The 22,932-nt window shown below is 50.3% G+C and carries 19 protein-coding genes, 1 tRNA gene and 1 pseudogene; 9 read left to right on the top strand and 12 right to left on the bottom strand.

Features of this window, described 5'->3' with window-relative positions; translation table 11 throughout:
- Positions 1-496: 496 nt before the first annotated feature.
- The gene (gene phoH / locus EIP93_RS13920; protein WP_103860367.1) at positions 497-1,285 is read left to right on the top strand and encodes a phosphate starvation-inducible protein PhoH; all 789 of its coding nucleotides are present in this window, start codon (positions 497-499) and stop codon (positions 1,283-1,285) included.
- Between the two features lie 85 nt (positions 1,286-1,370).
- Here the strand turns inward: phoH and EIP93_RS13915 are convergent.
- From EIP93_RS13915 to EIP93_RS13905, 3 genes are all read right to left on the bottom strand, one after another.
- A tRNA-Ser gene (locus EIP93_RS13915) sits at positions 1,371-1,460 on the bottom strand.
- Positions 1,461-1,678: 218 nt separating this feature from the next.
- Positions 1,679-2,317, bottom strand: a complete 639-nt coding sequence (locus tag EIP93_RS13910) for an RpiB/LacA/LacB family sugar-phosphate isomerase (RefSeq protein ID WP_010309836.1) — start codon at positions 2,315-2,317, stop codon at positions 1,679-1,681.
- A gap of 216 nt (positions 2,318-2,533) precedes the next feature.
- Positions 2,534-4,567 carry a choline transporter gene (locus EIP93_RS13905; RefSeq protein WP_103860368.1) on the bottom strand — a complete coding sequence of 678 codons (2,034 nt, stop codon included), beginning with the start codon at positions 4,565-4,567 and terminating at the stop codon, positions 2,534-2,536.
- Positions 4,568-4,924: 357 nt separating this feature from the next.
- On the opposite strand from EIP93_RS13905, the gene betI reads away from it, so the two are divergent.
- The 4 genes from betI to EIP93_RS13885 all read left to right on the top strand — a co-directional run bounded on the left by betI (position 4,925) and on the right by EIP93_RS13885 (position 9,565).
- Positions 4,925-5,512 carry a transcriptional regulator BetI gene (gene betI / locus EIP93_RS13900; RefSeq protein ID WP_039506015.1) on the top strand — a complete coding sequence of 196 codons (588 nt, stop codon included), beginning with the start codon at positions 4,925-4,927 and terminating at the stop codon, positions 5,510-5,512.
- 68 nt (positions 5,513-5,580) lie between these two features.
- Entirely contained in the window at positions 5,581-7,053 is a 1,473-nt protein-coding gene (betB, locus tag EIP93_RS13895; RefSeq protein WP_125232854.1) for a betaine-aldehyde dehydrogenase, read from the top strand.
- Between the two features lie 19 nt (positions 7,054-7,072).
- Positions 7,073-8,752 carry a choline dehydrogenase gene (betA, locus tag EIP93_RS13890; protein WP_125232853.1) on the top strand — a complete coding sequence of 560 codons (1,680 nt, stop codon included), beginning with the start codon at positions 7,073-7,075 and terminating at the stop codon, positions 8,750-8,752.
- 159 nt (positions 8,753-8,911) lie between these two features.
- Complete coding sequence (locus tag EIP93_RS13885) at positions 8,912-9,565, top strand: tellurite resistance TerB family protein (RefSeq protein WP_125232852.1); 654 nt, start codon at positions 8,912-8,914, stop codon at positions 9,563-9,565.
- Between the two features lie 94 nt (positions 9,566-9,659).
- Here EIP93_RS13885 and fabA read toward each other — a convergent pair whose 3' ends face one another.
- Entirely contained in the window at positions 9,660-10,178 is a 519-nt protein-coding gene (gene fabA, locus EIP93_RS13880; RefSeq protein ID WP_039480199.1) for a bifunctional 3-hydroxydecanoyl-ACP dehydratase/trans-2-decenoyl-ACP isomerase, read from the bottom strand.
- Between the two features lie 91 nt (positions 10,179-10,269).
- Positions 10,270-12,039, bottom strand: coding sequence for an AAA family ATPase (locus EIP93_RS13875; protein WP_125232851.1), 1,770 nt, complete (start codon positions 12,037-12,039; stop codon positions 10,270-10,272).
- Between the two features lie 177 nt (positions 12,040-12,216).
- On the opposite strand from EIP93_RS13875, the gene matP reads away from it, so the two are divergent.
- Complete coding sequence (matP, locus tag EIP93_RS13870; RefSeq protein ID WP_109226092.1) at positions 12,217-12,675, top strand: macrodomain Ter protein MatP; 459 nt, start codon at positions 12,217-12,219, stop codon at positions 12,673-12,675.
- Between the two features lie 149 nt (positions 12,676-12,824).
- Here the strand turns inward: matP and ompA are convergent, their stop codons facing one another.
- The gene (ompA, locus tag EIP93_RS13865; protein ID WP_125232850.1) at positions 12,825-13,925 is read right to left on the bottom strand and encodes a porin OmpA; all 1,101 of its coding nucleotides are present in this window, start codon (positions 13,923-13,925) and stop codon (positions 12,825-12,827) included.
- A 362-nt stretch (positions 13,926-14,287) separates the two neighbouring features.
- Entirely contained in the window at positions 14,288-14,794 is a 507-nt protein-coding gene (sulA, locus tag EIP93_RS13860; RefSeq protein ID WP_040031716.1) for an SOS-induced cell division inhibitor SulA, read from the bottom strand.
- A gap of 222 nt (positions 14,795-15,016) precedes the next feature.
- Here sulA and EIP93_RS13855 point away from each other — a divergent pair.
- Positions 15,017-15,638, top strand: a pseudogene (locus EIP93_RS13855) (TfoX/Sxy family DNA transformation protein).
- Between the two features lie 16 nt (positions 15,639-15,654).
- On the opposite strand, the gene yccS reads toward EIP93_RS13855, so the two are convergent.
- The gene (yccS, locus tag EIP93_RS13850; RefSeq protein ID WP_125232849.1) at positions 15,655-17,790 is read right to left on the bottom strand and encodes a YccS family putative transporter; all 2,136 of its coding nucleotides are present in this window, start codon (positions 17,788-17,790) and stop codon (positions 15,655-15,657) included.
- A 20-nt stretch (positions 17,791-17,810) separates the two neighbouring features.
- Positions 17,811-18,257 carry a YccF domain-containing protein gene (locus tag EIP93_RS13845; protein WP_125232848.1) on the bottom strand — a complete coding sequence of 149 codons (447 nt, stop codon included), beginning with the start codon at positions 18,255-18,257 and terminating at the stop codon, positions 17,811-17,813.
- Between the two features lie 196 nt (positions 18,258-18,453).
- Here EIP93_RS13845 and helD point away from each other — a divergent pair, with 196 nt between their 5' ends.
- Positions 18,454-20,511, top strand: a complete 2,058-nt coding sequence (gene helD / locus EIP93_RS13840; protein ID WP_125232847.1) for a DNA helicase IV — start codon at positions 18,454-18,456, stop codon at positions 20,509-20,511.
- A gap of 85 nt (positions 20,512-20,596) precedes the next feature.
- Here the strand turns inward: helD and EIP93_RS13835 are convergent, their stop codons facing one another.
- Positions 20,597-21,055: a methylglyoxal synthase gene (locus EIP93_RS13835; protein WP_010276040.1), complete on the bottom strand. Its 459-nt coding sequence runs from the start codon at positions 21,053-21,055 to the stop codon at positions 20,597-20,599.
- A gap of 137 nt (positions 21,056-21,192) precedes the next feature.
- The gene (locus EIP93_RS13830) at positions 21,193-21,717 is read right to left on the bottom strand and encodes a DUF2057 family protein (RefSeq protein ID WP_125232846.1); all 525 of its coding nucleotides are present in this window, start codon (positions 21,715-21,717) and stop codon (positions 21,193-21,195) included.
- A 194-nt stretch (positions 21,718-21,911) separates the two neighbouring features.
- Between EIP93_RS13830 and EIP93_RS13825 the strand changes: the two genes are divergently transcribed.
- Positions 21,912-22,325 carry a CoA-binding protein gene (locus EIP93_RS13825; protein WP_107332680.1) on the top strand — a complete coding sequence of 138 codons (414 nt, stop codon included), beginning with the start codon at positions 21,912-21,914 and terminating at the stop codon, positions 22,323-22,325.
- Positions 22,326-22,406: 81 nt separating this feature from the next.
- Here EIP93_RS13825 and hspQ read toward each other — a convergent pair whose 3' ends face one another.
- Entirely contained in the window at positions 22,407-22,715 is a 309-nt protein-coding gene (gene hspQ / locus EIP93_RS13820) for a heat shock protein HspQ (RefSeq protein ID WP_103860380.1), read from the bottom strand.
- Positions 22,716-22,932: the final 217 nt, after the last annotated feature.

The following is a 22,932-nucleotide window of genomic DNA, read 5'->3' as shown; positions in this document are numbered from 1 at the left end:
AAATCATGGGATACTGACTATACGTAAATGTTATGACAGTGTAAAAAATGCTTGCATTGCAGAGGCAAATTATTGCACTGTCATACTACTGAAATCATTCGGCACTAATTTTTAGGCAATGGTTAGCAGTAGTTCTACGATGCGATCAATCATTATTCAGTGGAATAGTCGTTGTCACAGTGAGGAACGCGAATGGTAATGTCCTTTTCTGGACTTTGTAGTCGATGCCAAGATTCTAAGCCGCTGACTCGCCGATGCGAGGGATTTTCCTCCCACTTATTTTCAACACTGCGCCATTCTCTTTTTACCCAAACTCTCCGTTTATTTTCTTTTTCTATCCATGAATGCTCGGCCCGTTTTTCACTCAGTTCGTGGATGAATCATGCGTATTCTCTGTCCGCTATTGGCTTAATAAGGAAGCCTAACCTCGTTAGTGAGTTAAACGTCACGCGCTGTAGAACAGTGCGGTAAGTGAAACAAACTGTAAGGTGCCACTATGGGAAGACAAAAAGCAGTGATCAAAGCTCGTCGTGAAGCTAAACGCGTTATTCGTCGTGACTCGCGTAGTCATCGCCAGCGTGAGGAAGAATCGGTCACTTCTCTAGTACAGATGGGCGGGATTGAAGCAATCGGAATGGCGCGTGAAAATCGTGATAATTCCGTTATTCAAGCCCGTACAACTGCCCAGGAACATTACTTGTCTGCGATAGAAAATAAACAGTTGATTTTTGCCACAGGTGAAGCTGGCTGCGGTAAAACGTATCTGAGCGCTGCGAAAGCGGCAGAGGCACTAATCCATAAAGAGGTTGAGCGTATTATCGTTACGCGGCCAGTATTACAGGCTGACGAAGATCTTGGCTTTTTACCTGGAGATATTGCGGAGAAATTTGCGCCTTATTTCCGCCCGGTTTACGACATACTTTTGCGTCGACTGGGAGCCTCTTTCATGCAGTACTGTTTGCGGCCGGAAATCGCCAAAGTCGAAATTGCGCCTTTTGCGTATATGCGCGGACGGACGTTTGAAAATGCGGTTGTGATTCTGGATGAGGCGCAAAACGTAACAGTGAACCAAATGAAAATGTTCCTGACGCGTTTAGGCGAAAATGTCACGGTTATCGTCAATGGTGATGTGACGCAGTGTGATTTGCCATCTGGAGTTAAATCCGGCCTGCGCGATGCACTGGAGCGTTTTGTTGAGGATGACATGATTGGCGTCGTCTCTTTCGGTAAAGAGGACTGTGTGCGTTCGGCGCTGTGCCAGCGTACGCTCCATGCCTATGGCTGATGTCTGTGTGGCATGGAAATGGACGTTTCTGTGCCATCAGCATAAAAAACGCCGCTGATTTGCATCAGCGGCGTTTTCTTTTATATGGCGGTGAGGAAGGGATTCGAACCCTTGATACGTTTTCACGTATACACACTTTCCAGGCGTGCTCCTTCAGCCTCTCGGACACCTCACCGGGGGTTGCCTACAAGGGGCAACGGGGCGCTACTATAGGGAGTCGCCTAGCTTCGGTCAAGCAGTATTTAGCGCGAACGGTGCGTATGGCTAAGCATTGAACGGTAAAGGATAGTCTGCGTAACCGTGTCGTTAAAATGTAGGCAAAACGAGTTGATCATTGGCATAAAAAAACCACAGACCATGATGGCCTGTGGTTTTTTGTCAGCTATCGGACGATTACGCCAGCAGCGTTTTGATGTAACTGGTCAGTGCTTCGTCTTTGCTGTTAGCGAAGAAGTATTCTTGGAATTTAGGACCAGCAATCGCGCCTTTAACCAGATCCTGATCGAGGCCTTTCAGGATGGTGATCAGATCGTTGTAGGTCACTGCTTTTACGGCATCCAGGATTTTCTTGTTACGTTGTTGAGGAACAACGCGATCGCTCGGATAGCCACGGCCGCCTTCTTCTTTGAACAGCTGGGTAAACAGGTTTTCCAGGTTCAGTTCAGCGCCCCAGCCGAAGCCTTTAGCGTAAGGAACAGATACGGCGTTACCGTTGTTGATCTGAGAGAACAGGTAAGCATCAGATGGGTCAACAACCAGACCGCAGATTACGCCTGGGAAAGAGTTACAAGCCAGCATTGCGCCCTGGCCAGTACCGCAACCGGTCACAACGAAATCAGCCGCGCCGGAGTTCAGCAGGATAGCTGCCAAAATACCGTTCTGGATGTAGGTCAGCTGCGCTGCATCTTCAACGGCGTATTGGCCGTAGTTGTGTACAGTGTGGCCCAACGGTGCAACCGCTTTGGTCAGAGACTCGGCGATGATGGCGTTTTTGGCAGCTTGGCTGTTCTCGTTAATCAGTGCAATTTTCATGTTCGTTCCTTTTCTGTGACGGACAAATACATTTTTTAAAACTGTATTTCAAATTGATGTGAGCAGTATACCGTTTCAAAAATAAAGCGCAAATCGTCGAAGCAAAGAATGCGGCACAGCACATAGATTCAGGAAAAAGAGGATGAAAGAAAAAGGGGGGTAAATGCATAACATATTGAAAAATGGCGCTGTATTTCAGCGCCATAGCGTAGGGGATTATGCGTCAGGGAAGGTCAGCGTATTGCCCGGTGCCTCTCGATTAAGATGAAGAAAATTCAGGTGTCGTTCGTACTGATCCAAAATGTCGTTAATCACCTGTTCTTTGCTGTAATCCATCAGATCATTCCCCTGGCTTCCTTCCAGCAGGAAGGTTTCAAGGCGGTAATAATCTGATTTACCCGAGCGGGCGCGGTAGGTAAACGCCGGGACGCTATAGCGCTGTGGCCAAATTTGGTAAAGAAAGTTCTGTTCATCACCCAAATCAACCAACAGTTCGAGATGGTTCAGGCGTTCATCTTCGACAGGTGGCAAGTCGTTGACTTCAACGCTGGCACCTCGCAGGCGCAGTTCACGCGCGACATCATCCATGGCGGCTTTACAGACGTTATCCAGCATTTTTTGCGTATGCGTTGTGCCGGGGAAATTCATGACGCGTGAGAGGCGTTGCTTCCAGTTCAGGCGGTCGTCGCCGGAGATTGGCATCGGTGCCGATGTTTGTAAGGAGCTGGCTTTACGATAATCCTCAACCCGCAGTGATTTATACAATCCCGCCATAATAAAGAACATCACAAAGCTAAACGGTAATCCCATAATAACGGTGGTGTTCTGTAATGCGGAAACACCGTTTGTCATCAGCATCCCCAACGTTAGCAGGCCAATGGCGACTGACCAGAAAATTCGCAGCCAGTTTGGCGCATCATTGTTGATGTCGCCAAGGCGAGAGGTGAAGTTGCCCAGTACCAGCGAGCCGGAATCGGCAGAGGTGACATAAAACAGTAAGCCGGTAATCGTCGCGACAGAGGCGCTTAGGCTGAAGCCAGGGTACTGCGCCAGCAGGCTGTAGAATCCGCGCTCCGGGTGCTGCATGACTTCATTGGCAAAATCCAGATTACCGTGGAGCACCTGATAAAGCGCGCTGTTGCCAAAAATGGAGAGCCACAGTAGCGTAAAGACAAACGGAATGATCAGCGTGCCGACGACGAACTGTCGAATCGTTCTGCCGCGTGAGATACGTGCCAGAAACAGTCCGACAAACGGTGCCCATGCGACCCACCATGCCCAGAAGAACAGCGTCCAGCTATTCATCCATTCTGTCGGACGATCAAAGGCAAAGCTGTTAAGTGTCATGCCGGTAAAGCGATTGATGTAATCCCCCACGTTGAGCACTAACGCGTTTAGCAGAAATTCGGTATCGCCCCAGAAGAGCAGAAAAAGAATCAAGCCCAGTGCGAGCAGGACGTTAAGCTCGGAGAGGAAGCGAATACCGCGATTGACACCGGACGTCACGGAGACCGTCGCCATGATTACGGAAAGCAGGATGAGCGAGGCCTGAACGGTGAGATTCTCTGGGATCTGGAACAGGACTTTCAGCCCGTAGTTCAACTGAACGACGCCGATGCCCAGCGTAGTCGCGATACCGAAGATGGTTCCGAGTACGGCCGCGATATCAACGCTGTGGCCAATCGGGCCATTAATACGTTTACCAAAGATAGGGTACAGGGCAGAGCGAATCGTCAGCGGCAAGTTATACCGGTAGCTGAAATAGCCCAGAGCAATGCCCATCAGCGCGTACATTGACCAGCCGGTTAACCCGTAGTGAAACAGCGTCCAGACCATGGCCTGCCGTGCCGCTTCTATCGTCTGGCCTTGTCCTTCCGGTGGCATCATATATTGCGTGATCGGCTCCGCAACGGAAAAGAACATTAAATCGATACCAATCCCCGCTGCAAACAGCATTGCCGCCCAGCTCATCAGACTAAATTCAGGCTTCGACTGTTCTGGCCCGAGCTTGATAGAGCCAAATCGAGACGACGCGATGAAGATGACGAAAACGATGTAGAGCGTGGCGGCTAGCAGGTAGTACCAACCAAATGTGGCGGAAACCCAGTTAAGTGCGTGGGTAATCCAGTCATTGGCTTCTTTGTTAAACAACATGGTCATCAGCGAGAAGGTCAGGATTAATCCCGCTGATGTGTAGAACACGACAGGATTCAGGCGATCCCGTTGAGTGATGGTTTCTGAGGCTGGCATGGTTATCCCTTGCGTTGCGTGAATAGGTACTCCGACTCCTCTCTCCACGAAGCGCGCTTAGCGCATATCATACCAAAGACACGGCGCAGGACATCCGCTGAGTACGCTTTCCGTTGAAGATTATCATCAGAACAAAAAAGAAATTATTCTTTTTAAGGTGGAGTTATCGTCTGAACTCACACCGATTTTCATGATAATTGATACAGATTTTTAACCTTTCAGCAATAAAAGATATTCATTTTTTATTGAACGTTCAATCAAAAAAAAGTTTAATGAGACAAATCGGATCATGAGCCAGTGTCTTTTACCGTGATTCATCACGCAAAAATGAAGGGAAGAAAATGAAGGGGAAATGCGGTGCCTAAAGTCGGAATGCAGCCCATCAGACGGCAGCAACTCATTGAAGCGACGCTGGCCGCGATTAACGATGTGGGGATGCATGATGCCTCAATCGTACAGATTGCCCGACGTGCGGGAGTGTCGAATGGGATCATCAGTCATTACTTCCGCGATAAAAATGGCTTACTGGAAGCGACGATGCGCTATCTGATTAGTCATCTGGGGCTGGCGGTGAGATCAAGGCTGCTGAACCTGGCAGAAAATACGCCTCGCGCACGTTTGCGGGCGATTGTTCAGGGGAATTTTGATGATAGCCAGACGAATAGCGCAGCGATGAAAACCTGGCTGGCGTTCTGGGCCAGTAGCCTGCATTCCCCCATGCTCCATCGGCTACAGCAGGTTAACGATCGGCGGCTTTACTCCAACCTGTGTGTCGAATTCAGCCGCTGCTTGTCGAAGGACAACGCGCGTATTGCGGCAAAAGGGCTGGCAGGTCTGATCGATGGACTATGGCTGCGTGGTGCGCTAAGCCATGACGCCTTCAACCGCGAAGAAGCGCTGGGCATTACCTACGCCTATATTGAGCAGCAGCTCGCCCGCGCGTAATCCTTCTTTATCATTTTGCCTTCACTGCCTGGAACCTGTGTTTGGGCAGCCATCAGACAGGAGAGTTTATGCCTCACTACGGTTTACAACAGCTTTATATCAACGGCACTTATGTCGATAGCACGGGTGACGAGACGTTTGATGCGGTGAACCCCGCCAATGGCGAGATCATTGCCCACATTCAGTCGGCCACTGCCGCGGATGTTGACCGTGCAGTCAATGCCGCAACCACAGGGCAGAAAGTATGGGCGGCGATGACGGCGATGGAACGTTCACGCATTTTACGCCGCGCCGTGGATATCCTGCGTGAGCGCAACGATGAACTCGCGTTACTCGAAACGCACGATACTGGCAAGCCACTCTCGGAAACACGCACTGTCGATATCGTGACCGGCGCGGATGTTTTGGAGTACTACGCGGGGCTGATTCCTATGCTGGAAGGGCAGCAGATCCCCCTGCGCGGTACCTCATTCGTCTATACCCGTCGTGAACCGCTTGGCGTGGTCGCGGGTATCGGTGCTTGGAATTATCCTATTCAGATCGCATTGTGGAAATCGGCCCCTGCGCTGGCGGCAGGCAATGCGATGATCTTCAAACCCAGCGAAGTCACGTCGCTCACCGCGCTGAAGCTGGCGGAAATCTATACCGAGGCTGGGTTACCGGCTGGCGTATTCAACGTGCTGACGGGGTCGGGGAAATCCGTTGGTCAGGCGCTGACCACACATCCGGGCATTGCCAAAATTTCTTTCACCGGGGGGATCGCCAGCGGGAAAACGGTAATGGCCAATGCCGCAGGCTCGACGCTGAAAGATGTCACGATGGAGCTAGGCGGAAAATCGCCGCTGATCATTTTTGATGATGCCGATCTGGATAAAGCAGCGGATATCGCCATGATGGCGAATTTCTTCAGCGCCGGTCAGGTGTGTACTAACGGTACACGTGTCTTTATCCCGCAGGCATTGCAGGCACAGTTTGAGGAAAAAATTCTGGCGCGCGTTCAGCGCATCCGTATCGGTGACCCGACAGACGAGCAGGTGAATTTTGGTCCGCTGGTCAGCTTCCCGCACAGAGAATCCGTACTGCGCTATATCGAAAGCGGTAAGCGTGAAGGTGCCCGCGTGCTGGTGGGCGGCGAACCGATGACTGACGATAAGTATGCGCAAGGTGCATTCGTTGCCCCGACGGTGTTCACGGACTGCCGGGACGACATGAAGATTGTGCGCGAGGAAATCTTTGGCCCGGTCATGAGTATTCTGACGTATCAGAATGAGGATGAGGTTATCTGCCGCGCCAATGAGAGCGAGTATGGACTGGCGGCTGGCATCGTGACCCGCGATCTGAATCGGGCACATCGGGTGATTCATCAGCTTGAGGCAGGAATTTGCTGGATCAACACCTGGGGTGAGTCTCCGGCTGAAATGCCTGTGGGCGGCTACAAACATTCGGGTGTCGGACGTGAAAACGGCATAACAACATTGGAATACTATACGCAAATTAAATCTGTACAGGTTGAACTGGGTGAATTCCGCTCGGTATTTTAAACGAAGGGGAGAAAGCCTAATGGAATATGATTACATCATTATCGGAGCCGGTTCCGCCGGCAATGTGCTGGCAACGCGGTTAACAGAAGAAAGCGACGTAAGCGTGCTACTGCTTGAGGCGGGCGGCCCGGACTATCGGCTGGATTTTCGCACGCAAATGCCTGCGGCATTGGCTTTCCCATTGCAGGGGAAGCGCTATAACTGGGCTTATGAAACCGACCCAGAACCTCACATGAATAATCGACGCATGGAATGTGGCCGCGGCAAAGGGCTGGGTGGTTCATCGCTGATTAACGGCATGTGCTACATCCGTGGCAATGCGATGGATTTTGATAACTGGGCGACCATGCCGGGTCTGGAAGACTGGAGTTACCTTGACTGCCTGCCGTATTTCCGCAAAGCGGAAACGCGGGATGTGGGATCGAATGACTATCATGGCGCAAGCGGTCCTGTTTCGGTGACAACGCCGAAGATGGGAAACAACGAACTGTTTCACGCGATGGTTGAAGCGGGTGTGCAGGCGGGTTATCCGCGAACAGACGATCTTAACGGCTATCAGCAGGAAGGCTTTGGTCCGATGGACAGAACCGTCACGCCGAAAGGGCGTCGCGCCAGTACCGCGAGAGGTTATTTGGATCAGGCGAAAAGCCGTAAGAATCTGACCATTGTGACGCATGCCTTAACCGACAAGATTCTCTTCGACGGAAAACGTGCCGTTGGCGTGGCTTACTTTAAAGGGGAAAGTGCGCAGACGGCGAAGGCACGCCGTGAGGTGCTGCTGTGTGCCGGCGCTATTGCTTCGCCGCAAATCCTGCAACGTTCCGGCGTGGGGCCGAAAAACTTGCTTCAGCGTCTTGATATTGCCGTGGTGCACGATTTGCCCGGCGTCGGTGAGAACTTGCAGGACCATCTGGAAATGTATTTGCAGTATGCCTGTAAAGAGCCAGTATCGCTGTATCCGGCGTTGCAGTGGTTTAATCAGCCAAAAATCGGCGCGGAATGGTTGTTCAACGGCACTGGTGTTGGGGCTAGTAACCAGTTCGAAGCGGGTGGCTTTATTCGTAGTCGGGATGAGTTCGCCTGGCCGAATATTCAGTACCACTTCCTGCCCGTCGCGATTAATTACAACGGCAGTAATGCGGTGAAAGAGCACGGATTTCAGGCGCACGTTGGCTCCATGCGTTCACTTAGTCGGGGGCGTGTACAGGTGCGATCCAAAGACGCCCGCGAGCACCCGAGCATCTTGTTCAACTATATGTCTACGGACCAAGATTGGCAGGAATTTCGCGACGCGATCCGCATTACGCGTGAAATCATGGCGCAGCCTGCGCTGGATAAATACCGTGGACGAGAGATCAGCCCTGGGCTGGAGGTTCAGACTGATGAGGAACTGGACGAGTTTATCCGCAATCACGCCGAGACGGCATTCCATCCCTCCTGCTCCTGTAAGATGGGTGAGGATGAGATGGCGGTGGTTGATGGGCAAGGCCGGGTTCACGGTATGGAAGGGCTACGCGTGGTGGATGCTTCCATCATGCCGCAAATTATTACCGGTAACCTGAATGCGACAACCATCATGATTGCCGAGAAAATTGCCGACCGAATCCGCCGGCGCCAGCCGCTGCCGCGTAGCAAGGCTCGCTACTATGTTTCCGGAAATACCCCAGTGAGAAAAGCACCGCTGAAGTCAGCGTCGTGACGTTTCCTGCATAGCAAGATGGATCGCCCAGATGGACCGTAGAGACAGTGCGGTCCATACTTTTCATTGCTATACACAATCTGACAAACAAACGCCTTCCGCACCATTACTATGAGTGACATCGCCATCAGTGATGTCACTTTTCCTTGAGGAATGAAAATGAATAATTGGCTGCAACAGATTCAGGGCTTATTAGGCTCCGGTAGCAAGCTGGGGAATCAGCATCAAGGGGGCAAAAATGGCAATTTGGGTGACATGCTGAAGCCTGCTGCGCTGGGCGGTTTGGCGGGTGTGTTGTTATCGAATAAATCCACGCGGAAAATCATGGGTTCATTGGGTAAAAATGCGTTGATCATTGGCGGTAGTGCAGCGGCGGGCGTGGTGTTGTGGAACCAGTACAAAAAACGCGTTCGCGACACGCATCAGGACGATCCACAGTTTGGCAACCAGTCCTCTGGCGACAATATTCGCGCCCGGCGTTTGATTCAGGCTCTGGTTTTTGCTGCCAAGAGTGACGGCCATATTGATGCAACCGAGAAACAGCGTATTGATGAAAATATCCAGCAACTGCAACTGGGCAGTGAAGCACACCGCTGGGTACAGGAAGCCATAGAACAACCGCTTGACCCGATTTTGCTGGCGAAAGATGTGAAGAATGAGGAAGAGGCGCTTGAGGTCTACTTCTTGAGCTGCGCGGTCATTGATGTCGATCACTTCATGGAGAAAAGCTATCTGGATGCGCTAGCGACTGAATTGAAGATACCGCAAGATGTACGGCAGTCGATCACCAATGAACTGAAAAGTCCATCATGATAGGGCGAGTGATTTAAGCTGTGGTGAGATAATATTGGATAAATAAACGGATAACGCGGGCGAAAAGGTTTTCGCCCGCAGTGCTATCTGATACTTAGAAAGCGCTGGTGTCTTTGAACAGACCCACTTTCAGTTCGTCAGCGGTATAGATTTGGTGACCGTCAACCCACACTTCACCATCAGCAATACCCATCACCAAACGGCGATTGATCACGCGTTTGAAGTGAATGCGATAAGTCACTTTTTTCGCTGTCGGCAGCACTTGTCCGGTGAATTTAACTTCACCCACGCCGAGCGCGCGGCCTTTGCCTTCGCCGCCCAGCCAGCCCAGATAAAATCCGACTAATTGCCACATCGCATCCAGACCGAGGCAGCCTGGCATCACCGGATCGCCGATGAAATGGCAACCGAAGAACCACAGGTCAGGCGTGATATCCAATTCGGCTTCCACATAGCCTTTGCCATACTTACCGCCGTCTTCCGTCATTTTAACGACGCGGTCCATCATTAGCATGTTAGGGGCAGGTAACTGAGGGCCTTGCGGGCCGAACAGTTCACCACGACTGGAGGCAAGGAGGTCTTCTTTTGTATAGGATTCGCGTTTATCTACCATGGTCTCTGTAAGCCTTGTTTTAATGAAGCACGCAGGTTAGCGTACACCTGTACGCTGGGCAAGTCTGTTGCGTCTGGTTAAACCAGTTGGTTTAACGGAAAAACCAAGGGAAACGTCTACGCTCCTGCGGTGAAATCTGTCCAATTCGCTCACGAATGGCGGACAACAGGTTTGGTTGCTGTTCATCGTCATAAGCGAAGTTGGTCAATAATGACACCGCTTCCGGCGCAGTTTCTACCGGGAATAAATGGAATTTCCCTTCGCGTACCGCTTCAATGACATCTTCCTGTAAACACAGATGGCGTAAATTAGCCGCAGGTAAAATCACGCCCTGCGTTCCCGTCAATCCACGACGCTGGCAGACCTCAAAGAAACCTTCGATTTTCTCATTCACGCCGCCAATAGGTTGCACATGGCCAAATTGATCGACGGAACCAGTCACGGCGAACTGCTGATTGATCGGCCGCAAGGAGAGGGCGCTAATCAGCGCACATAGCTCTGCCAGTGAGGCACTGTCACCGTCAACTTCGCTGTACGATTGTTCGAAGACCATGGACGCTGAGAAGGGAAGCTGTTGATCAAGCTCCAGTTCCGTAATCAGGAACGCCTGCATGATCATCATACCCTTGGCGTGTAAATTGCCAGCCAGTTCGGCTTTGCGCTCGACATCGGTGAATTCACCGTCGCCAGCGTGAACCACGCAACTGATACGTGTCGGCTCGCCAAAGGCAACCGGGTAGCCTGGGAATTCCAATACGGAAAGTCCATTAATCTGGCCGATGACTTCGCCTTCCGTTTCGATCAGGATTTGGCCTAATTCGATTTCATCCTGCATGCGTTCACGCAGGTAGCCTTCACGCCATTGGCGAGCGGCAATGGCGTCAACCAGCGCCTGCTCCGTGATCTGACCATCTCTGGCGTATAGCGATGCATATTTCAACTGGCCGATTAGCCAACGTGGGCATAATGGCAAATTGCCTTGATCGCCGCTGTAGCGCACTGCAATATTGACCAATGCAGGCCAGGCATCTGTGTCCAGCAGCGGCAGTTGATTTTCGCTGCACAGTGCATTGATGTAGGTACACCAGCGCGCCATGTCGTCAGTTTCAATCAACTGCAATTGCGCTTCGAACTCACCGTAAATCGCGTGTTCGACTAATTCCGGCTCCATATCATGAATGTCTGCCAGACTTTCGCGGTCACCGAGAATAATCAGGCGAATATCAAGCGGCATCGGTGGCACATCAACAGGAAGTGGCTTGCGCTCGTCTGGCGACAGCCAACGATAGATGCCTTCAGCCATAATCTGTTTCAGGCGCAGCCACATCAAAGGCTGAGCCAGCAGTGCTCTGGCCGACAGGATCAACGTACCGCCATTAATCTGGTGAATCAGCCCTGGATGCAGCGTGATTTCATCGTGAAAACTGCGCACGCAGCCGAAGAGCTGTTCAGGTTCAATCCATTCCTGATAGCCACAGGATTGCTGTGCGGCAAAGTTATCCGCAGGCTGTGTGGCGGATTCGACCCGGATATGACGACCCTCAATGATATATTTACTGCCATGTATCGCCCCGGAGTCTGGCCTGATGGCGCTCAGCGCACGGGCGATCAATGCCATATATTCATCATTCTCCTGCGCTTTCAACAGCATAAAGCGCGAAGGTGAGCGAGGGTGGCAAAAGAGCGTCAGGCTGTCTGCCAGACGTGACTGAATAGCGGAGAATTCAGCAGGAGCAAGTTGAGCTGCCTGAGTGAATAGCGTTTGATAAGGCGTATTATTGGGCAGTAAATGCTGCCATGAGAGTCGGTTACTGGTCAAAGTATCAATGTAATCGTCTGAAGGAAAAGCGTGATTATACAAGAATAATCTAGACTTCACATAAGGAGAGTCATCTCTCCGTCATCTTTCATACGGTGAAGCTCAGCCCACGTTTGGCTAACCGTCTTAAAAGCTGTCAGAAAACTGCCAGAAAGCGGTCAAAATCAGGGAAAACTGTTATGCTGAAAGTCACGTTACGCGGTCACTGAAGAATTTAATATGAAATATCAACAACTAGAAAATCTTGAGTGCGGGTGGAAATGGAAATACCTGGTGAAGAAGCATCGGGAGGGAGAAGAGATTACGTGTTTTCTCGAGCAAAGCGCTGCGGATGATGCCGTACAGGCATTGCTTAAAATGGAAAACCAGCCGGTGAAAGTACTGGAGTGGATTGCGCAATGTATGAATCCCACCTTAGAAAACCGGATGAAGCAAACGATTCGCGCACGGCGCAAACGCCATTTCAACGCAGAGCACCAGCATACACGCAAGAAATCGATCGATTTGGAATACCTGGTCTGGCAGCGCCTTGCGGCTCTCGCTCAGAGACGCGACGTGACTTTATCAGAAACGATTGTGCAGTTAATCGAAGACGCTGAGCACAAAGAAAAATATGCCAGCCAGATGTCGCTGCTTAAACAGGATCTTAAAGCCATTCTGAATAAAGACGAGACGTGATCGTTTTTTTCATTATTGCGCTGACAAACACGCATAAAAAAACGCAGGGAGCGTTTTTCAACGTTGCGTAGCAACGGCCCACAGGGTGACGGACAAGGATGTCCGGCATAAAAAAACCTCGCCGGAGCGAGGTTTTTTTCGTTAATAACTTAAGCCTGAGGCTGAGTTACAACGTCTTTGATGCCTTTAACTTCGATCTCTACGCGACGATCTGGTGCCAGGCAGTCGATCAGCGCAGCACGAGGTTTAACGTTGTCACAGGTAGAACCCGTAACTGGTTGAGATTTACCCAGACCACGAGCAGAGACTTTGTTCGCAGGGATACCTTTAGAAACCAGGTAATCAACTACGCTCTGTGCACGTTTTTCAGACAGGGCTTGGTTGTATTGCTCTGAACCTAAACGGTCAGTGAAGCCCAGAACAACAACGGAACCGTCTTTCGGATCCAGAGAGCTCAGCTGGGTGTACAGTTGATCCAGTGATTGCTGGCCTTCTGCTTTCAGCGTTGCTTTGTTGAAGTTGAACAGGACGTCAGATTTCAGCGTGAAACGCTTGGTTTCAACAACTGGAGCTGGAGCTGGAGTTGGAGCCGGAGCAACAACTGGCGCTACGCGGTCATCTTGGCCGAAGCGGTAAGACAGGCCAACGCTCATCAGCATGTTGTCTGGACGCGCACCAACGGTACCAGCGTCACCAATGTTGCTTACCCACTGGTAGTCAACACGAGTAGCCCAGTTTTTGTCGATAGCGTATTCAACACCGATTGCAGCCAGCGGGGAAACGCCAGTGTCGTCGTTGTTGATGTCAGCTCTTGTACCAGTGTTTACTGACGTAGCTGCATGGCTGTCAGCGCGCCATACCATACCACCCAGACGAGTATAAACGTCCAGATCAGGCAGAACTGGGTAGCTCAGTTTAGCGGCCAGTTGGATGCCCTGTGCCTTTAAGCTCGCACTGTCTGCTGGGTTAGCAGTAGAACCTGCATACTTCATGCGGCCCAACCAATCGTAGCCCATTTCAAAGCCCAGGTACGGGTTGGCTTGATAACCAACAAATGCACCAGCGCCTAACTTGCTTTTGATTGGGTTGTTGTTGACACCAGTGTAACCATTTCCGTAGAAACCAGTATCGTGGAATTGAGACACACCCAGTTTACCACCGGTGTACCAGGTATTGTCTTTAGGAGCTGCTTGCGCGACGGTCGCGAAGCTAGCCAGTGCCACTGCAACTGCGATAGCTGTTTTTTTCATTTTACGCCTCATTATCATCCAAATCGGCAATTAACCCGGAGGGCTAATAAACCTTTGGTTAAAATCCTTTGGTCGGAGACTTTGCCCTTATTTATGACTCACTGTCAGTCAACTGACGTTATAAAAGAGCAACTCCAGCGAGTTAAAGTCTACAACGTAGTGAGAAAGTTACAAGTATGATGTGATTTACGTCATAAGAAAATCGCACGATTCATACATACTTGCTAACAAATAGTAGATGCTTTTGACAGATCTTACGCCTTTTAGCTGTATTAAATACACCCAAAAAGCCCGCAGAATACCGCTCTGCGGCGATTGATAAGACATATAACCTGAAGGGGCTGAGAAAATTCTTAATTTACTTAATGATACAATGTCGAATGAATTTTAAGGCTAGGAAACAGTCTATAGGCGTCACCGCCAGCACTTTCTGGCCGCATAATAAAGCCATACGTATTTCCTGCCTGTGCGGCGTGCCGCAACCGAACCTTCTCTTCTTCCGTCAATTCGTGCGGTAACCAGCATAAAACAGCGCTGTAATTCCCTGTCAGCAAGGCTCTTTCCATGGCATCAACCGTAAACAGCGGATTGATGTGGTGGAGTTGCACCATTTTATCCAGCGGGAGCCCAGATTGCTGTACCCAAGGGCGGCTCAATTTTTGCTGAGGCGAAAGCCATAACAGCCACCGAGACTGCGTGCCTAGCTGCTGTAAGAGCGGTAATAACAGGTGTGTGACTATGGGCTGATCGGCGTTGTACACGATTTCGCTGATAATTCCACCTGTGGCAACCGAGGGCTCCGCAGAGTGTTGATTTGCAGAAAACGATGATGGCTCGATGTTGTGAGAGCGGATTGATTGTGTACGCATAATGAGTTCTACCCATAGTATTACTGTATGAACATACAGTATATGCTGTGTGCGTGAAAATCAACCTGATTTTTTGAAAGCGCTTCGCATATTTCTTATGCAAGAGACAGTAAACACATTTACTGTTTGAAGCCACCTCGGAGCTGTGGTTAATTATTTGTTCCTGCTACGAATATTTTAATTGTTCAGGAAGAGATCATTTCAATACTAAGGATTACGGCAATGAAGCAATTATGCAAAAAAAGGATTTTGCAATCTCAGCAGTCTTTTTCATCTTTGGGGGGACATTACTTCACGTTCCCAATTTGGTGGCTACAGCATCGCAGCAAATAAAACGATTTTTGGACTGGTGTCGGAAGGGGAACTTTATCTGCGCGCCAGTAAGAAGGATGAAAAATATTTTCAACAGCGTGATATGCCTAATCTGATTTATACCAAGCGCGGCATGCCTGTTCCGTTGAATTACTTTCTTGTCGATGAGGCATTATGGCAAGAATCTGAGCAGCTACTGTATTTCGCCCATCTGGCGCTGGGAGGCGCGCAGTATGATCAAGCAGTCAGAAGTGCCAACGGGCGGTTAAAGGATCTCCCGAATCTTAACCATGATATCGAACGGCTGCTGTGGAAAGCGGGGATCAAGAATGTCGATGAGTTACAGCATTACGGTGCAAAAAACAGCTATCTCAAGTTGCGGAAGGTTCGGGCTAATCTGAGTGTGAATGTGCTATTGGCGCTTGCTGGTGCAATTTGTGGTACACATCAGGCGGCACTCCCTCGCGGTATCCGCAATGAACTGTTGGAATGGTATAAAAACAATACCGTCTCCAAAGGGCCAAAGCACTAAGAGATACGTCATATTTTTACTGTGTCATCATGTCATTTTTTAGCTGTACGAGTTCAGGTAAGAGACCGATCAGCAGGCCGATTTGCTGAATAATTAATGATTCTTTACTGTCTGACTCGGGTGAAAGGGATTGAAGGCTGGCGGTAATGGTTTTCAATCCCTGATTGATACGTAAACTTTCCTCTTCGCTGCAGTGTAGCGCATCATCAACATGACAGACGGCATCATCCAGCAATTGCAGCGTTTCCGTTGAGGTAATTTTCCCGCGATGTGCGCCGAGCGTCGAAATATAGCTTAGTAACGTATGATTCAGGCACATGAAGCGGAATGCGTTGTCCAGCTTACTTCTGGTCGCATGGGGCTCTGAGGACATATTCGACACGACGGATGCCAGCTCTGCATCGCAGTTATGCGCATCGCGACGAGCAATGCGATAAGGCAAGCTATTATCTTTCCCCTGATAATATTGAACCATGATCGCATCAAGATAACGGCAGTTGGCGTCCAATGTCTTATTGATGACGGTTGGCAGACCGCGAAAACGCCAGTCCGGCCAAATAAAACTGACAGCAGCCCATGCAATGGCACACCCGAGTAGGGTATCAATAATACGTGGCACCGCAACGTCAAAGCCTTCACCCAACAGGTTGAAACAGAGCAGGACAAGCAGCGTAATAAACATGGTCGCGTGGGCGTACTGCACGTTGCGAAAGGCGAAAAACAGTACGCCACTGATAACGATCAACGTCAGTTGTCCTTCCAGCGAAGGAACGAAGTACAGGATGGGCAGACCGAGTAAAATACCGGTCAATGTCCCGATAATTCTCAACGTCAGCCGCCGCCGAGTGGCGTTATAGTTGGGCTGACAAACAAACAGGCTGGTGAGTAGAATCCAATAACCGTGTTGCAAGCCCGTGACCTGAATCAATGCATAGCCGCTACAGAGCAACACGGACATACGGATGGCATGCCGAAACAGTGCTGACTGCGGTGTCAGGTGGCGGCTAATGCGCAAGCGGATGTCGCTCCACCCCGTGATTTTGTCATCTGCCAGCGTGTTTTCCGGGTTGTTTTCTTTCTCAATAGCCTGTTCAGATTCGATCGTCGCCAACTGGGCATCAATGGCGCGCAGATTATTCAAGAGATAGGTGAGCGCTTTGATTTGTGCGGCGTCTGCCATGTTGTTGGCAGCGATACGTGCAATAGCGGATTCAAGATGCACAAAAGCCCGCTCAATGCGGCCGTCATGCTGATATTTTTGGTGCAGCAGAATGGATTGCGACAACTGCTGACAGGCTTTGGCCTGCCTACTCAGCAGACGCTGAAAGCGAAATAGGACGTCGCTATAGCGCAGTTTCTCACGCAATTGCGGATAGTAAACATGCGATGAGCTGGCCCGTTCGTGAATATCCTGCGCGACAAAATAGTAGTGCAGCGTTTGACGCGTTCCGCGCTGGCCGCGATCGCCACGCAGACGTGTTAGCAGCGATGACTTGGTCTGGTTGAGTGTCGCAACCAGTTGGCTGTTTGCCATCGCGACGTCAATGAGGGGCTTGTCGGTTTCTTCTTCAATATCGGGATCGAAGAGGTTGGCTTTGGCATCCAGATAGCGAGCCAACTGCTGATAACACTGCGCGAGGTTATCCTGCAACGGGCGGATGGGGAATATCAGATGGCCGAATAGCGTCAGCAGGTTGTACCAGGAGGCCCCGATCAGCAGCATGATGGGCTGCTGATACCAGTTGTCGTAAAGGGATATGCCCAGCATGGTGTAAATCGCGATCAGCAGCGCGCCGAATGCGATGGTTGCATAGCGCTGCCCTAATGCACCGAGCAGAATAAAGCCGCAGGTCGATACCGCCAGACCAAGGCCAAACAGCCAGGGATGGGGGAAAAGCAATTCGATCGAAACGGAAGCGACAAAAAAGCAGGCCAGCGTAATGAACAAATTACGCAGACGTCCAGTGAGGCGATCGTCAAGGTCGGTGAGGGCGGCCGCGACGACGCCAAGCGTGACGGGAATTGTTGATGTTGGCTGCCCCAGCCACCAGGGAACGGCCGCCGCACCACTCAGTGCAATGAGGATACGGATGGTATACAGCCAACTGCTGTTATACACATAGCGGCGAATTCCCGGGGTGAAGGTGAGCAACGTAATATCCTTATATGCCGTTAGCGAAAGTGGCGGCGGGCATTGTTTTCCCGCGCAGCCTGCGCCAGTTCGACGGAAACCACGCGACGCCCTACAGGCCACAGCGCGATGGCGGCAATTTTAAAATTGGCGAGGCCGACAGGAATACCAATGATCGTAATACACTGTGCGATACCGGTAATGATGTGCGACAGGCAAAGCCACCAGCCAAAGAATATGAACCAGAAGATATTCAGCAGCGATCCACCTGCACTGAGAATCGCGCTCTTTTCATCTGGGCGTAGCTCATCAACATGGATAGCTTCATTGCCATAAGGCAAGAGCGACAGTTTGGTGATTTCCCAACATGAACGCGTTAGCGGTAAGGTAAAAATCAGCAGCACGCTGACGACTGTCGCCAGAAGCCAGGCTAACGTGGTGAAAAAACCACCTAATACGAAATTAAGGATATTCAACACAGTACGCATAGTCTCTCCTGTACTTGTAAGGTAACCAGATAACGTCCCAAACTCGCTGATGGTAAAAGAATTATCACATTAAGCATCAGGATATCCTAACCTGTTTTTAAGGCTAGAGCGTGAAGTCCGATAACGGGTAAACTAGGGAACAGCTAAACGATAAAAATGGACGAATAACCTCTCACATAGTCATGGCGCGAACATCATGGAACTGAAATCTACCTCGTTAGGTAAACATCTGGCCCAGCATCCTTACAACCGGGTGCGGTTACTGAATGCCGGTGTCGAAGTGAGTGGCGATAAACATCAATACCTGATCCCTTTTAATCAGTTGCTGAGTATTCACTGTAAAAGAGGGCTGGTGTGGGGAGAGCTGGAATTTGAATTGCCAGCCGGAAAAGTGGTGCGCTTGCACGGAACAGAGTGGCAGGAAACGCAGGCTTTTTACCGCCATCTTCTTAAATCCTGGCTCGACTGGAGCGAGGAGATGAGTCTGATCAGCGCTGAAGTTTTGCAGCGCCAAACGGACAGCATTCAAACACTGACGCAGCAAGACAAATGGTTTAGCCGTCAGGCTCTGGCAACGTTGCAAAATGCCATTCGCGATTCGCTGGGGGCTTTGCCTCTTCCTGTGTCTCGTCTTGAAACCTTTGATAACTGTCGTGATCACTACCAGCATTGCTTGCGCTGGCTTGAGCAGGGCGATGAGACGCGCACTGCGGTGAATCAGGCATGGATGGATCGCACGCTGGCGGCAGAACAGCCTTTCTTTGAAACGGTGGAGAGTTCGCCATTAAATGTGTCGCAGAGTAAAGCGGTGATCAATGGCGAAGAGGGCGTGTTGGTATTGGCCGGGGCTGGCAGCGGAAAAACCTCCGTGCTGGTGGCCCGAGCAGCATGGTTAATGCATCGTCAAGAAGCCACACCCGATCAGATTTTACTGCTGGCATTTGGGCGTAAAGCGGCAGAAGAGATGAACGAGCGCATCCAGGAGCGGCTCAACACGGATGAGATTCAGGCTAAGACGTTCCATGCGCTGGCATTGCACATTATTCAGCAGGCTAGCCGCAAGGCTCCGATGATAAGCCAACTGGAAAGTGATGCGAAACAGCGGCGCGAACTGCTGATTTCTCACTGGCAGCAGCAGTGTGCCGAGAAAAAAACGCAGGCTAACGGGTGGCGACGTTGGTTAACGGAAGAGCTGGAATGGGAGGTGCCAGAAGGTGATTTCTGGAACGACCCGAAGCTGGCGGGGCGGTTGGCCGGGCGACTGGAGCGCTGGTTAGGATTGATACGTATGCACGGCGGCAGCCAGAGCGAAATGGTTGAGCAGGCGCCAGAATCCATTCGGACAGCGTTTCAGCAACGAGTTCGCCTGATGGCGCCGTTGTTGAAAGCCTGGAAAAAAGCGCTTAAGGACGAAAATGCCGTCGATTTCTCCGGTCTTATCCATCAGGCTGTGAACTTGCTGGATAAAGGGCGCTTTGTGAGCCCCTGGAAGCACATTCTGGTGGACGAATTTCAAGATATTTCGCCACAGCGTGCAACACTGTTAGCAGCATTGCGTCGACAAAATAGCCGTACCTGTCTTTTTGCTGTAGGGGATGACTGGCAGGCAATTTACCGTTTTAGCGGTGCTGAGCTGGCGTTGACGACAGCATTTGAACAGCATTTCGGCGTTGGCGAGCAGTGTGCGCTGGATACCACCTACCGTTTTAATGAACGCATTGGTGAAATTGCGAATACGTTCATACAGCAAAACCCGTATCAGTTGAAGAAACCGCTTAATAGCCTGAGCAAGGGAGATAAAAAAGCGGTGGCCATCCTGCCTCAGGATCAGCTTGAGCCACTTCTGGATAAACTGAGCGGCTTTGTGAAAGCTGATGAACGCATTCTCGTGCTGGCGCGTTATCACCATTTACGCCCGGCGATTTTAGAGAAGGCTGCGACCAAATGGCCGAATTTGCAGATTGATTTCATGACGGTGCACGCCAGTAAAGGGCAGCAGGCGGAATATGTGATTATCGTGGGTATGCATGAAGGGAAAGACGGTTTCCCGGCTCCGGCAAGAGAGTCCGTAATTGAGGCGGTGCTGTTACCTGAACCGGAGGATTTCCCCGATGCGGAAGAGCGACGTTTACTGTATGTGGCGTTGACGAGGGCGAAGCATCGCGTTTGGTTGCTACAAGATGTGGCGAATCCATCGGTGTTTATTCAACATCTTCATCGTTTAGGTGTACCGACGCAGCGTAAGCCGGGATAACAAAAAAGAGATGTAGAACAGAAGAGACCAGCGTCGACGGTGTAGTACATGTAGTGCGCCGCTGGTCCATTGTGATGTGCTGATATTATTTCAGACGGTCTTGCAGGTAGCGCTGATAATCAGGAATGGCGATTTGAACCGGTTCTTTAAATAGCGCTGAGTTAATCAGGAAATCAGCCGTTGCCCGGTTGGTGGCAACAGGAATGTTCCAAACCGTAGCCAGCCGCAGCAGCGCCTTCACATCGGGATCATGTGGCACGGCGTTAAGCGGATCCCAAAAGAAGATCATTAAATCGATTTTCCCTTCAGAAATGAGTGCGCCAACCTGCTGGTCACCCCCCATCGGTCCACTTAGCATGCTTTTTACGGGCAGACCCGTGTTCAATTGAATCAGGTTACCGGTAGTTCCGGTAGCATAAAGCGTGTGCTCTGTGAGCTGTTGTTTGTTCGTACCAACCCAATCCAGTAAAGATTGTTTACAGTGGTCGTGTGCTACCAGCGCAATATGTTTTTGCGCGGGGATGGTACGGGTGGTGAACTCCATGGTTACGTCCTTCAATCTGGTGTAGTAAAGCTGACGCTAGGGTACAGACAGATTACGGAAACGCAGTTTCAGTGCAAAGCGATAAAAGCAGGAAAAGGCGAACGGGTATCAAAAATCTATGGTGACTGCGTATAAAATCACCAGCTTACGGATTCATTCAGTGCGGCAGCAAAGCCTGCGACCGAAGCGCCTTTCGCTGCTGCGTTGTACTCGGACATTTTTCGCTCTATATCGAGTAGCTCACTGTCTGCGATCACAATTGCATCGGTACGAACAGGGATTGCCTGATTTTTTTCATCAAGCAATTGATATCCAGGCTGGGCGGTAAAGTTCTTGCGATCCTGAAGGGTTTGCAGCGGCGGCAGCTTAAATGATACCGATGCCACTTTTTCTGTATTAAAGGTCGCAATGAATGTTGAAGGAAAATAGGTTGCTGGCGCACCGGTTTGGTGGTCGACAGTATCGACTACCTTGAACAGAATCTGGTGTTGCCCACTGCTCAGCTCGAGGCTATCGGCACCTTTCAGCAACGAGCCTGACATCCTCTGCCCGTCAACTATAAGGAGATCGATCTTCTGATCTAATTTCAACGTTGTTGCCGCAATTGCTGAGGTACTTAAACCTGCAATAAAAAGGCAGACAGTGATGAAGCCGAATTTCATAATTTTCCCAGATGGCACGTAATCCGAGTATTGTTGAGGAATTGTCTGAATGTGTCAAAGGTTTCAATTTGAAACAGGGTGTTATGGCATTTTTCGCGCTATAAGGCACAGATGGCGGTGGTTTTAAGCCATTTCCTGCTATTCGTAGGATGTGAGATACACTGTAATAAATCACGCAAGAGAGGTTGAATAGCATGAATGACAGAGATATTGAGTCTGTACTGAAAACGGTAAAAACTATTGCGTTAGTAGGGGCCAGCGATAATCCGTCCCGCCCGAGTTATGGTGTGATGGCGTATTTGCTTAAACAGGGTTACGAGGTTATCCCCGTTAGTCCCAAACTGGCCGGCCAGACACTTTTAGGTCAAAAAGGGTATGCCAACTTAGCGGACATTCCTAAACCGGTTGATATGGTCGATGTCTTTCGCCAGCCGGAGGCAGCTTATGACATAGCCAAAGAGGCCATCGCCATCGGCGCTACCGTTTTGTGGCTACAGATTGGGGTTATTAATGAGCAAGCGGCAATTTTGGCTCACGATGCTGGGCTGAAAGTCGTAATGGATCGCTGTCCGAAAATTGAAATCCCGCGGCTGGGGTTGGAAAAATAAGTTGCAGATAGTAGGCGATGCTGAATACCACAACATCGCCAATATTTGCCTTTGATCGTCAGTATTGCTTGTCGTGAAAAACTAATGGCGCAGCTGTGGCGCACGGCGTTGAATGACCTCGGCTAATTCGTTTAGCGAAGGGTGCTCATGCTCAGAAAGCTCTTCCTTCATCAACTGTGCTTCTGCCAGATAAGTATGAATCGGCTGGCCTTCGTCATCTTCCATCACAACGTGATACCACGGTTCGGCGCGCGGCGTATCATTGCCGCTAATTTCTTCCCAGGTGGGCGTGTCTAATGAGTATTCGGGATCGATATCGATAACGACCCCTGGAAACCCCAGCTGTCTATGACGAATCTGTTGTCCGATACCAAATTTACAGATGATCATATCACCCCCCTGGAAATAGATTACACTTTCTACTCGTTGCGGATAGCGTGGAGGAAAGACAACCGCATCCGATAACGCCTTTTAGCGTACAGCGTTTTTTCAAGTAATGTATTCGTTGATGAATCGCTGGCTGAACACATTATTAACAGTATGGTGTAAATTTTTAGAAGATACAGCCCTGCTAATGAAATGTTGTTTGATCGCTAGACTTGAAAAG

This window comes from Pectobacterium versatile (genome assembly GCF_003932035.1).
Taxonomy (GTDB): Bacteria; Pseudomonadota; Gammaproteobacteria; order Enterobacterales; family Enterobacteriaceae; genus Pectobacterium; species Pectobacterium versatile.
The sequence above is the reverse complement of the archived record's forward strand: the minus strand, read 5'-3'. Positions and strand labels throughout refer to the sequence as shown.